The organism is Streptosporangium pseudovulgare (genome assembly GCF_014648055.1).
GTDB classification, from domain to species: domain Bacteria; phylum Actinomycetota; class Actinomycetes; order Streptosporangiales; family Streptosporangiaceae; genus Streptosporangium; species Streptosporangium pseudovulgare.
Genome location: NZ_BMQJ01000005.1, coordinates 287,175 through 299,609, shown reverse-complemented (window position 1 = coordinate 299,609; position 12,435 = coordinate 287,175). Strand labels below are relative to the sequence as shown.

The window sequence follows — 12,435 nt, the reverse complement described above, 5'->3', positions numbered from 1 at the left end:
GAGAGGCGCGGCGAAGCGGACAGGCCGGTCCATTGGGTAATTCAAGGGACCTGTCACCACACCTCGCATTAGAAGGTAACTGTCCGTAGTCAAATGGTGATCGAGGGCGCGACCATGGTTCTTCCAATGGGGGGCCTGAAATGCGACTTCACCCTTTGCCGGACCGGCCCGCACGGGCCGGTCCGGCAAAGGGCGTGACGCGCCGGGTCAGCGGGAGAACGCCTGGAACTCGGCGGCGCGGAGCTGGTCCCTGGCAAGACTGGCGGTCGCGCAGTCGGTCGCGGAGTTGGGGTCGTCGTCCTGCTCACCGGCGTAGAGCGGGTTGCCGGTGCACTGGGTGGACACCGCCCGCAGCATCAGGTGGGTCGCCCTGGTGGTGGGGATCCGGAACGACCTGATCAGCAGGTCGGCGCCGCGCGGGCGCGGCCGCCGGGTCGCGAAGGCGTCCTGAGGGCTGGTGTAGACGAGCGAGTACGCCGCGGGCGAGGAGCAGTCCTTGGCGGTGGCGTCGCAGGCCAGGACCTCGAAGGCGCGCAGGGCGCTGAAGCGGTTCTGGCCGCCCGGGTCGGCCGGGTCGTTCACGCTGGGCCGCAGCATGGCGCTGACCTGGACCCGGCGGACCGTGACGGGGGCGGTCCCGGCCAGGTCCACCGCGACGCCCCTGCCCTTGACCGGGCCGGTGAGCGAGGCCCAGTTCGTCGCCTCGGTCTCGTCGATCAGCTTGTCCTGGTTGACCCCGTCACCGGACGCCGTCGCGCCGAGCGCGGCCGAGGCGAGGTTCTTCGGCAGGGGCAGCGGCAGCGGCAGCTTCACGCCGGGCAGCACCGCGAACCTCACCCGGGTGTGCCCGTACCCGGCTCCGGCCACCACGAAGTCGTACGCGCCCGGCGTCATCTCCACGGTGTCGCCCAGCTCGGTCGCCGGGTCGGTGTCGGCCACCGGTACGGCGCGGCCCTCGTAGTCGCCGACGTAGAGCCGCAGCTTCGCGTCCTTGGCGTCGAGCAGCGGCTTGAGCTGCAGCGTTCCGTTCTTCCCGGCCGGGTCGGCGAAGCTCGGGGTGGGGTCGGGGTCGTTCTGGCCGGCGCTGGCGGCGTCCTTGCCCAGGCCGTGCTCGGCGAACGCCCGCCACATGATGTCGTGGTCCCGGCCGCCGAAGCGGATGGCGTCGGCGGCGAGCAGCGCGTCGCGGTGGTCGACGTAGCTGACCGCGCCGGAGGCCATCAGCAGCAGCGCGTCGAAGGAGACCTGCGCCCAGCGGCGGTTGCCCGGGCACTTCTCGACCGGAGTCCTGCCCTCGGCGCACGCCTTCTGCTGCGCGGGGGTGCCCTTGCCGTACCGGCGCAGGAACGCCTCGCGCACGTCGAACTGGGTGGCCGACCAGATCTCGCCGTCGGCGTGGACCTGCTGGCCGACGATGTCGTAGGCGATGTCGCTGTAGTTCAGCGGCGAGCGGGACATGTCGTAGTTGCGGATGCCCGCCTTCCCGTCGCCGGTGACGTAGCCGCCGGTGACGTACGGCGTCTCGCCCGCGGGGCGGAAGCCGTTCTCGTAGAGGTACTCCATGGCGAACAGGTCGGAGGTGCTCTCGTTCATCGCGCCGGGCTGGGCGCCGCTCCACCCGGCGTTCGGCCCGGCGATCATGCGGCCGGAGATCGCGTGGGTGTACTCGTGGCCGATGACCGACATGTCGTAGTCGCCGTCCACGCAGGGGGAGTAGAACGAGCCGGCGATCGACTGCCACAGGTACATGTTGGTGATCGGGGCGACCCCGTCGGGGCCGGTGATCTGGTTGGCGTTGTCGCGCACGCTGAACACCCGGGCGCCGGCCTGGGCGTTGCCCTGCTCGGGGTCGCCGCCGAGGCCGCCGCGGGAGCCGTTGTCCCGCTGCATGTTCCACGCGGTCTCGGTGAAGCCGAGGCGGTAGGACCAGTCGTGCATCCGGTTGTGCATGACGTGCAGGTTCGCGATCGCGGCTTCGAGGTCGGCCTCGCCCGGCTGGTCGAAGGCGGCCGGGTCGCACCTGGCGGTGTGCCACCGGTTCGTCCACGGGTAGACGTACCCGCGGTCCGGCGTGGTCGCGTTGCTCCGGGTGCCGACGCTGTACGGGTTGTCACTGGCGCGGTTCTCGACGGTCCTGGCCGAGTTGCCGACGCTGGTGCGGGTCGGCGCGCCGGTCACGTGGTCGACGTCCCAGGCCCGGCCGGTCGCCGCGTCGCCGGTGACCTGGTCGCAGCCGGGCCCGGCCACGTGGCACCAGGTCGCCCGGGTGTCGGCCGAGGAGTAGTCGGCCGGCGGGTTGGCGGTGAAGGCGGCCCAGCGCGGGTCGGGGTCGTCGAAGGCGTGGTCCACCAGGTTCTCGCGGGTCAGGATCTCCCCGCTGACCGCGTCCACGTGCGTGGTGTACCCGGCGGGCTCGCCCTCGCCGCCGCCGATGACGACGATCTGGAAGGCGCTGTGCGTCCCGTCGGGCGCGGGCACCGCCACCGGGGTGGCCGTCCTGGTGGTGGCGGTGGCGAGGTCGATCCCGCCGTCCCGGGCGGCGATCTCCAGTGCCCGCTGCGCGGTGATGGCGGCGGCCGGGGGAGCGGCGGTGGAACGTGACAGGGTGGAGGTGACGTGGATCACCTTGCCGCCCGTCACGCCGATCGCCACCTGCCCGTCCACGCCCGCGGGCAGGTCGCCGAACCTCTGCCGCAGCAGTACGGCGTGGCCGTCCCCGACCGGGTTGACCGCGACCTTCTCCAGGGCGTCCACGGCCGCGGCGGACAGGCCGAAGAGGGACTCGTTGGCTTTGAGGTAGTCCCGCGCGGCCCGCTCGGGGTCGGCGTTCAGCCCCTCGGCCAGCGGCGCGGAGCCGGTGACGACGGCCGGGGTGCCGAGGGCGTTCCACCGGATCGTCGCGGCCTGCGCGGCCTTGGACAGCGAGGCCGGGGGCGCGACGTGGCCGCGGCGGTTGTCCACGTCGGGTTTGCCGTGCTGCTCGGCCTGGAAGTCGTGGATCTCGGGGGCCTGTCCCGCGGGCGCCCGCTGGGCGTCGGCGGGCAGGGGAAGGGCGATCGCGGCGGCGGCCGCCAGGGCGGTGACGCGTAACCAGGGTTTGGGGGGCAACGATCCTCCTGCGCGGGGACGGCCGTCACCGGCCGATCACGCGCGGCGCACGCGTGATGCGCACGACACAACACCGGTTCTTATTTCCTGACAAGATCTTGTAAAAGGTGTTATGTCGGTATAAGGGATCGACGTCAGGGGCCGGGGAGGACCGCGGTCGTACGGGATTCCGGGCCGCCCCGGCTCCGGGAAGATCCCGGAGCCGGGGCCGACGCCCGCGACGACGGGGCGACCGGCCCCGGAGGCCCGCCGGGCCCGGCCCGGAGAGCCCGGCCCGGCGGGCCACCGGTCAGTCGAACGGTATCCAGCCCCGGTCGGCGAGGCCGTCCAGGGCGCTGACCTTCAGGCCCAGGTCGGAGACCGTCCACAGGTCGTCGCCGATCACGACCGAACGGCGGATGCCGGGATCGTAGGCGAAGCGGGCGTCGCCGCCACCCCCGGGGCGGGGGTGCGTGACGGTGCCGGTCCGGGTGACCGAGGAGTCGTCGATCCGCAGGACCAGGGCGCCGCCCATGGGCCGCTCACCGCTCCAGGAGTTCAGCGGGACGACGGCGGAGCCGGTGGCGGGCCAGTAGAGGAAGGCGTGCGGGTCCCACTCCGCCTCGGAGCCGGAGTCCTTGGCGAACATCCGCGACAGCAGGCGCGGGGCGGCGGGGTCGGAGACGTCGAACAGCGAAACCTGGGTGCCGAGCGTACGGCCCCGCTCGCTCGCCTCCTGACCGATGCCGATCAGCCGCCCGTCGCCCGCCGGATGCAGGTAGGCGGAGTAGCCGCTGATCTTCAGCTCACCGGTCGCCCGGGGGGCCTTCGGGTCGCGCAGGTCCAGCGTGTAGAGCGGGTCCACCTGCCGGAACGTCACCACGTAGCCGACCGGGCCGATGAAGCGGACCGAGTAGATCCGCTCGCCCCGGCCCAGCCCGCCGACCTCGCCGACCTTCCCCAGGGTCCGGGCGTCCAGCACGTACACGGCGCTGGAGGAGTCACGGTCACCGGCCGCCGGGTCCGAGGGGCCCGCGGAGGTGGTGGCGACCCGCAGGTGCCCCTCGTACTCCGACAGGGAGTACTGGTTGAGCAGCCGGCCCGGGACCTTGCCGGAGGCGACGTAGCGCGGAGCCCCGGGCGCGCCGATGTCGAACCGGTGGATCTCGGTCTCCTCGGGCGGCAGGACCGGCGTCGTCTCGGGAGCCGCCGTCCCGGGCGTGGTCTCGGCCGTGGCCGTGGGCGGCACGGGGGCGGGCTCGGAGGGGGTCGGCTCGTCCCGGGGCGCCTGCGCGGTGTCCGTCGGCTCGGCGGTGACGGTCGGCGGGGGGACGGCCGGCGGCTCGGACGACGTCGGCTCGTCGCGGGGCGCCTGCGCGGTGTTCGCGGGCGTCGCCGTTCCCGGGTCCGGAGCCGCGGGCTTCGCCGGGGTCGCGGACTCCACCGGGGGAACGGGCGCCGCCGGAGTCGCGGGTGTGGCCGACGGCGCGTCCTCCACGGGCGGATCAATCGGCCGGGGCCACAGCATGCGCGGGTTGCTGGTCACGTACAGGCTGGAGGCGGTGCCGTACACCGTGTCGCCGTCGGCCGCCACGCTGATCGGGTCCGGCGCGGCGATCCCCTTCGCGCCCGCGGCCAGATCGACGCTGTAGACGGTCAGCATCGACGTGCCGGTGTACTCGTCCGGGTGGCTGACCCGCTCGCAGCCGACCGTGCCCTTGGTGGTGCGCCCCGCGGCGTCCGTCGTCTCGAACGCCGGCAGCCACGCCCCGACCGGGGCCTTGGCCACGACGTCGCGGTTGTGCCGGATCCGCTCGGCGTCCGTCAGGTCGGGGCCGGGGTCGGGGAAGGCGATCTCCGGCTGGCTGCGGACCACGATCCGCACCGTCGAGCCGGTCATCCTGGCGTCCAGGTGCGACCCGGACGCGGTGAGCGTGCCGGTCACCGTGGGCTTGCCCGCCAGGTCCACGAGCACGTACCGCGGCCCGGCGCTCGGCGCCCGCTTGGCCATCGCGCCGAAGGGGACGCCTCCGCCGCCGGAGAACAGCACCAGCGCCCGGTCGCCGCTGACCAGCAGGTCGGCCGGGGCCCAATTCTGGTCGCCGTCCACCAGCTTCAGCGTGCCGGTGACCTTCCTGGTGGCGGCGTCCACCACCCGCAGCACGCCCCGGTTGACGACGATCACCCGCCTGCCGTCGGTCTTGACCAGGTCGGGCTCGTCCGCCCCGGCCTCGTGGACGTTGGTGGTCGAGTGCTCGGGGGCGGCGGTCTTGGCGCGGGGCGCGGCGGTGTCCGCGCGCGCCTCCATGTACATGATCTGCGGCGGCCCCAGGCCCCACGGCCCGACGTTCCGCGCCGCGGCCGCCCGCAGCCCCGCCAGCATGTCGTCGCAGCCGTCGTAGGAGACCAGCCTGATCCTGCCCAGGTCGGCCGGCGCCGTACGGCCCGCGTCCGGCCCCGCCTGCTCGCACCCCGAGGCGAGCAGGGCCACGGCGAGGGCCGCGGCGAAGGTGGAGGTGAGGGTGGTGCGGGCGGGGGTGAGGGCGGCGCGGGACGCCGGGCGGGAGGCCGCGCGGGATACGGCGCCGGCCGTACCTGTGGATGTCCTCATGCCCCTATGACGGGCCCGGATCGCGCCCGGTTCATGGGAGGACCGGATCGCGCCCATCGCGCGGGGAGCGGGCCGCGGCGGGTCCGGGTCGCATCCCGTTCGGAGGCGGGAGGTGTACCGACCGGTAGCCAGGGTGGCCGCTCCCGAATATTCTTCGAGCATGGCTGTCACTCTTGGCGCTACCAGGACCCTCGACCCGACCATGGTCGAACGTGTCGCCCGGCAGGTGGTCTCGTCCGGCAAGACCCAGGAGATCATCGCGCCGTTCACCGGCGAGGTCCTCGCCGAGCTGCCCGTCTCCACCGCCGACGACGTCCGCGCCGCCCACGTCCGGGCCCGCGAGGCCCGCGCCGCCTGGGCCGCGCTGCCCGCCGCCGAGCGGATCCGGCCCTTCCTGCGGCTGCACGACGCCATCCTCGACCGGCGCGAGGAGATCCTCGACGTCGTGCAGTGGGAGACCGGCAAGGCGCGCAGGCACGCCTTCGAGGAGGTCCTCGACGTCGCGGGCTGCACGCTGTACTACGCGCGCCGGGCCCCCGGCCTGCTGGAGACCCGCCGCCGCGCGGGCATCTTCCCCGTCGCGACGAGGACCGTCGAGGCGCGCCGGCCCAAGGGGACCGTGGCGCTGATCTCGCCGTGGAACTACCCCCTCTCGCTCGGCGTCACCGACGTCGTCCCGGCGCTGCTCGCGGGCAACACCGTGGTGCACAAGCCCGACACCCAGACCGCGCTGTCCACGCTGTGGACGATCGACCTGCTGGTCTCCCTCGGCATGCCCCGGGAGATCTGGCAGGTCGTCCTCGGCGAGCCCGCCGAGATCGGCGACCCGCTGCTCGACGGCGCCGACTACGTCGCCTTCACCGGCTCCACCCGGGGCGGCCGGAAGATCGCCGAGGCGGCGGCCCGGCGGCTGATCGGCTGCTCGCTGGAGCTCGGCGGCAAGAACCCGATGCTCGTGCTCGACGACGCCGACCTCGACGTCGCCGCCCAGGGCGCGGTCCGCGCCTGCTTCACCAACGCCGGGCAGCTGTGCATCTCCGTCGAGCGGCTCTACGTCCACGACGCCGTGTACGACGCCTTCACGGAGCGGTTCGTCCGCCAGACGAAGAACATGCGCCTGGGCGCGGGGCTCGACTGGAGCGTCCAGATGGGCTCCCTCACCTCCCGCCGCCAGCTCGACGCGGTCACCGCCCACGTGGACGACGCCGTGGCCAAGGGCGCGGTCGTCCTGGCCGGCGGGAAGGCCCGGCCCGACCTCGGTCCGCTGTTCTACGAGCCGACGATCCTGGCGGACGTGGACGAGACCATGAGCCTGTGCCGCGAGGAGACCTTCGGCCCGGTCGTGTCGCTCTACCGCTTCACCGGCGAGGACGAGGCGGTCGAGCGGGCCAACGACACCGCCTACGGCCTCAACGCCTCCGTCTGGACGCGCGACGTCGCCCGCGGCCGCGCGCTGGCCGCCCGCATCAAGGCCGGCACGGTCAACATCAACGAGGGGTACGGCGCGGCCTACGCCTCCTACGACGCGCCCATGGGCGGCATGAAGTCCTCCGGTCTCGGCCGCCGCCACGGCGCCGAGGGCCTGCTGAAGTACACCGAGGCGCAGACCGTCTCCAGCCAGGCGACCTGGATGGGCTTCGAACCGATCCTCGGCATGACGTACGACAGGTACGCCGACACCCTGGCCGGGCTGCTCAAGGCCATGAAGCGGCTGCACCTGAAGTAGGAGGGCGGGCCGCGTGCTGAAGGGGGCGGCCCCGTCCGACGCGCCGGGCGTCCCCCCGTCACGCCCCGAAGGGAATCGCGGAATGTTCAACTACGACGTGCTCGTCGTCGGCTCCGGGTTCGGCGGCGGCGTCGCGGCGCTCCGGCTGACCGAGAAGGGCTACCGGGTCGGGGTGCTGGAGGCCGGGCGGCGGTTCGACGAGGACACGCTGCCGAAGACGTCCTGGCGGGTCCGCGACTTCCTGTGGGCGCCGGCGCTCGGCATGAAGGGCATCCAGCGCATCCACGTGCTGCGCGGCGAGAAGGGCACCGGCGTGATGGTCCTGGCGGGCGCCGGGGTCGGCGGCGGCTCGCTCGTCTACGCCAACACCCTCTACGAGCCCCTCGACCCGTTCTTCCGCGACCCCCAGTGGGCGTCGATCACCGACTGGAAGGCCGAGCTCGCCCCGTACTACGACCAGGCCCGGCGGATGCTGGGGGTGACGGTCAACCCGACCGTCACCCGCGCCGACGAGATCGTCAGGAAGGTCGCCGACCGGATGGGCGTGGGCCACACCTTCCACCCGGCGCCGGTCGGGGTCTTCTTCGGCCGGCCCGGCGTGGAGGTGGACGACCCCTACTTCGGCGGGGCCGGGCCGCGCCGCCGGGGCTGCACCGAGTGCGGCGAGTGCATGACCGGCTGCCGGCACGGCGCCAAGAACATGCTGACCAAGAACTACCTCCACCTGGCCGAGAGGGCCGGCGCGAGGATCCACCCGGAGACCACGGTCACCTCGGTCCGCCCGCTGGCCGGCGGCGGCTACCGGGTCGAGGTCGCCCGGACCGGGACACCGTGGCGGCGCCGCACCCTCACGGCCGAGCAGGTGGTCTTCGCGGCCGGGACGTACGGCACGCAGCGGCTGCTGCACCGCCTCAGGGCGTCCGGCGCGCTGCCCGGCCTGTCGGACCGGCTGGGCACGCTGACCAGGACCAACTCCGAGGCGCTGCTCGGGTTCGAGCGGCCGGCGGGCAGCCCGGGGGAGAAGCTCAACCGCGGGGTGGCGATCACCTCCTCCATCCACCCCGACGAGCACACGCACATCGAGCCGGTCCGCTACGGCGACGGCTCCAACGCGATGGGCCTGCTGCGCTCCCTGCTGATCGACGGCGACACCGGCAACGAGGGGACGCCGCGCTGGCGGAAGTTCCTCGGCGAGGCGCTGCGCCGACCCCACCTGCTGCCGAGGCTGTTCGACCACCGCCGATGGTCCGAACGCACGATCATCGCCCTCGTCATGCAGGCCAAGGACAACTCGATCACGCTGTCCGCCCGCCGGGGCGTGTTCGGCCGGCGGCTGCGCTCCGGGCGCGGCCACGGTGAGCCCAACCCGACCTGGCTGCCGGCCGGGCACGAGTTCGCCCGCCGCGCCGCCGAGGAGATCGGCGGCATGCCCGGCGGCTCCTGGCTGGACCTGTTCGACATCCCCGCCACCGCGCACTTCCTGGGCGGCTGCGTCATCGGCGCCGACGCGGGCAGCGGTGTGATCGACGCCTACCACCGCGTCCACGGATACGACGGCCTGCACGTCGTGGACGGCTCCGCCGTCTCGGCCAACCCGGGCGTCAACCCCTCGCTGACCATCACCGCCCAGGCCGAGCGGGCCATGGCCCTGTGGCCCAACCGGGGGGAGGCCGACCCCCGGCCCGCGCCGGGCTCGCCGTACGCCCGGATCGCACCGGTCGCGCCGCGCGACCCGGTCGTCCCCGAGGCCGCCCCCGGCGCGCTGCGCCTGCCGATCGTCGTCGTCACCTGACGGCCCGCGCGGTCCGTACGGAACCCGCCGGACCGCGGACGGAACGGTTTCGTCCGGATCGCGGCGTCAGGCGGGCACGTTCCGCGGTGCCCCGGTGCCGGTCCCGACTGTCCGGTTCTCAGGAAACCGCGTGGCAGAGACGCGCACGGTCCTCGGCGGGGAGCCGGCGTTGAAGACGGTGCGCGCGGATCAGCGAGTCCGCGACCTCGCACACCCGCGCGACCTCCACCTCCATCGGGGACACTTCGGCCAGACGGTTCTCATGCAGCCAGGTCGCCACCTCGGCCCACGACCAGAGGCTGACCCGCGGACGCCGTACCTTCGGCGCGGGGAACCCGCCGGGTCCCCGGCGGCCGGCGGCCCAGTGGTCGGCGGTGGCGAAGCTCCTTCCGGTGCGCTCCGCGATCTCGGCGAGCGTCACCAGATCTTCGCTGGCACCGGTGATCTCGACACCGGCCGCCCGGCCCTGGGAGATCGCGGAGGCGACCGCTTCCACCGCCGTGGAGGACTCCCGGTCGAACGCGGCGACACCGGGCCCGCCTTCGCCCGGGTCGAGTGACACGGTGGCGTCGTCCCACCCCGCTTCGTACAGGGCGTCGATCACCTCCTCACCCGCCGGAGCCGTGAAGTGCAACTCGAAGCTGTAGACGGTCATCGACACCGTCCTCCTTCCGCCATGTCGTCCTCGGACGTGCGCGGGCAGTGGTCGGCGAGACGGCGCAGGCGTCTCGCATGAACATCTGGTGACCGTGGCGTCGACCAGATCGAAGTCGGCGGCCTGCATCCGTCCCGCCCTCCGGGGCAGCGGGCGCGTCCCCACGCATGACCTTCCGCCTTCTCTATGATCCACCCCCTCGCGATCATGTAATCGATCGCGGCCCGTATCTCCTTGCTGGGATGCCGATCCATGTAGAGATAATGCTACATCATGTTGAGTTAATTCTACGGAATGGGAGACCGTTCGGTGAACGGCTCATGGGCGCCCTCCCGGGAAACCGGCCGCGGTTGGTCATCCGATGCCGGGTGACCCAGTATTCCGGTGTGACGTGGGATGTGGACGAGTTCGTGCGGGCCGCCGCGGCGACCGTCGAGGAGCTGGCCGTGCACGTGGACGAGAGCCGGCGGGGCCTGACGCCGGTCCTGGGCCGCCGCCCGCCGTCCGAGCTGGCCGAACGGCTCGGCCTGGCGCGCTGGATCCGCGAGGGCGGGATGACGCCGGAGAGCCACGCGGAGTTCCTGGCGGCCTACCTCGCGGAGGGGAGCCGCCCGCACCACCCCGCCTCCCTCGGCCACCAGATCGCCGCCCCCGACTTCCCCGCCGCGCTCGCCGACCTCGTGCACGGCGTGACCAACAACCCGATGGCGGTCTACGAGATGGGCGCGGCGGCGGCGACCGTCGAGTTCGAGGTCGTGCGCTGGATGCTCGGCAAGGCCGGCTTCGGGGAGACCGGCGGCGGGGTGCTCACCCACGGCGGGTCGCTGGCCAACCTCACCGCGCTGCTGGCCGCCCGCGCCGCCGCCGCGCCGGACGCCTGGGCCGAGGGGACGCCCGGCGACCTCGCGCTGCTCGTCCCCGAGGCGTCCCACTACTCGCTGGCCCGCGCCGCCGCGATCCTCGGCCTGGGAGAGCGGGCCGTCCTCCCGCTGGACGCCGACCCGCTCGGCCGGATCGACGTCGCCCGCCTGCCCGCGGCCCTGGACCGGGTACGGCGGGCGGGCCGGCGGCCGATGGCCCTGGTGGCGAACGCCTGCGCGACGGGCACCGGCCTCTACGACGACCTGCGCGGCGTCGGCGGGTTCTGCGCGGCCAACGGGATCTGGTTCCACGTGGACGGCGCCCACGGCGCGTCGGCCCTGCTGTCGGAGGGGCACCGGCACCTGCTCGACGGGATCGAACTGGCCGACTCGCTGATCTGGGACGCGCACAAGATGCTGCGCACGTCCGGCCTGGCCGCGGCCGTGCTGACCCGGCGCCGGGACGACCTGGACGCGGCCTTCCGGCAGCGGGCGAGCTACCTGTTCTACGGCGCCCAGGACTTCGACTCGGCCGGCCGGACGGTGGAGTGCGCCAAGGCCGCGCTGGGCCTGAAGATCTTCCTCAACCTCGCCTGGCGGGGCGAACGGGGCCTCGGCGAGTACGTCGCGGGCCGGTACGCCGCCGCCCGCCGCCTGTGGGAGCTGGGCCGGGAGCGGCCCGGGTTCGTCTTCCCGTACGAGCCGCAGAGCAACATCGTCTGCTTCCGGTACGGCACGGGCGACCAGGCGGCGATCCGCGAGCACCTGATGGCGGACGGCTCCTTCCACCTGACCTCGGCCGAGATCGGCGGTGTCCGCCACCTGCGGGTCACGGTCATGTCCCCGTCCACGGACGACAAGACCCTGGAGGCACTTCTCGCCCGGATCGCCGGGACGGCGGGCGCCGAGACCGTGAACCGGGCGAGCGCTCAGGCCGGGGCGGTGAGGCGGTGGCGGACCCAGACGTTGGGCTCGACGTAGACGGCGTGGTCCTGCTCGACGTCGCAGTGGACCGGGGCGAGGGCGCCGGGCACCTCGACCGGGCCGCTGACGTCGAAGGACAGGCCGGTCCACTCGCGCCACTCGGCGAGCGTGCCGGGCACCGTCATCGAGCGCGGCGCGACCTTGACGATCGTGCCGCCCGCGCGCACGTGGACCCGGAGCCACGGGTCGGCCGGCAGGCCGTCGGGACGGGTACGGGCGGCGTACTCCTCCATCGGGGTGCGCGGCTCCAGGTGCTTGGCGCTGGGCCGTACCGGCGCCAGCAGCTCGCCGAACCCCAGGCGGGCGGCGTTGTCGCGCAGGGCGGCCAGCATCACCGGTGACAGGCCGGTCCCCAGACGGTCGGGGCGGACGGTGATCTCCAGGGCGGAGACCGTGCCGGGCTCCCCGCCGGTCAGCCGGGTGTGCCAGGCCCGCAGCATCACGGTGTCCCACCCGCCGTCCGGCAGCTCGTCACGGGTCCAGGTGAACGGCACGCTCATCGCCTTGGCCACGAGCCGCCCCGGCTCGTGGCCATCGTCGGCGACCAGCACGAACTCGGCGTACTCCTCGACGACCTCGTAGAACAGCGACGCCATCGGATCGTGGAACATGAACTCCGGCCAGGAGCTGGGCATGTTCCACAGCGCGTCGCGAAGGTGGGGGCGTTCGGCCAGCGTGGTGATGCGGAGGGACATCGGCGCATCCTCCCACCGCCGCCCC

7 protein-coding genes are annotated in these 12,435 nt (G+C 73.5%); 3 read left to right on the top strand and 4 right to left on the bottom strand.

The window, feature by feature from the left end; all coding sequences use genetic code 11:
• Positions 1 to 207 precede the first annotated feature (207 nt).
• Positions 208 to 3,108, bottom strand: a complete 2,901-nt coding sequence (locus IEZ10_RS13085) for a M36 family metallopeptidase (protein WP_229811222.1) — start codon at positions 3,106 to 3,108, stop codon at positions 208 to 210.
• Between the two features lie 289 nt (positions 3,109 to 3,397).
• On the bottom strand, positions 3,398 to 5,698 hold the full coding sequence (locus IEZ10_RS13080) for a beta-propeller domain-containing protein (RefSeq protein ID WP_189246764.1): 2,301 nt from the start codon (positions 5,696 to 5,698) through the stop codon (positions 3,398 to 3,400).
• Positions 5,699 to 5,858: 160 nt separating this feature from the next.
• Between IEZ10_RS13080 and IEZ10_RS13075 the strand changes: the two genes are divergently transcribed.
• Both IEZ10_RS13075 and IEZ10_RS13070 read left to right on the top strand, forming a co-directional pair.
• Positions 5,859 to 7,424, top strand: coding sequence for a succinic semialdehyde dehydrogenase (locus IEZ10_RS13075; RefSeq protein WP_189246763.1), 1,566 nt, complete (start codon positions 5,859 to 5,861; stop codon positions 7,422 to 7,424).
• A gap of 82 nt (positions 7,425 to 7,506) precedes the next feature.
• On the top strand, positions 7,507 to 9,216 hold the full coding sequence (locus IEZ10_RS13070) for a GMC oxidoreductase (RefSeq protein WP_189246762.1): 1,710 nt from the start codon (positions 7,507 to 7,509) through the stop codon (positions 9,214 to 9,216).
• A gap of 118 nt (positions 9,217 to 9,334) precedes the next feature.
• On the opposite strand, the gene IEZ10_RS13065 is transcribed toward IEZ10_RS13070, so the two are convergent.
• A complete protein-coding gene (locus IEZ10_RS13065; protein ID WP_189246761.1) occupies positions 9,335 to 9,871 on the bottom strand; it encodes a helix-turn-helix transcriptional regulator in 537 nt (178 codons plus the stop codon).
• A gap of 386 nt (positions 9,872 to 10,257) precedes the next feature.
• On the opposite strand from IEZ10_RS13065, the gene IEZ10_RS13060 reads away from it, so the two are divergent.
• On the top strand, positions 10,258 to 11,712 hold the full coding sequence (locus tag IEZ10_RS13060; RefSeq protein ID WP_189246760.1) for a pyridoxal phosphate-dependent decarboxylase family protein: 1,455 nt from the start codon (positions 10,258 to 10,260) through the stop codon (positions 11,710 to 11,712).
• On the opposite strand, the gene IEZ10_RS13055 is transcribed toward IEZ10_RS13060, so the two are convergent.
• Positions 11,661 to 12,410: an N-acetyltransferase gene (locus tag IEZ10_RS13055; RefSeq protein ID WP_189246759.1), complete on the bottom strand. Its 750-nt coding sequence runs from the start codon at positions 12,408 to 12,410 to the stop codon at positions 11,661 to 11,663. The two genes, IEZ10_RS13060 and IEZ10_RS13055, sit on opposite strands and share 52 nt — an antisense overlap.
• Positions 12,411 to 12,435: the final 25 nt, after the last annotated feature.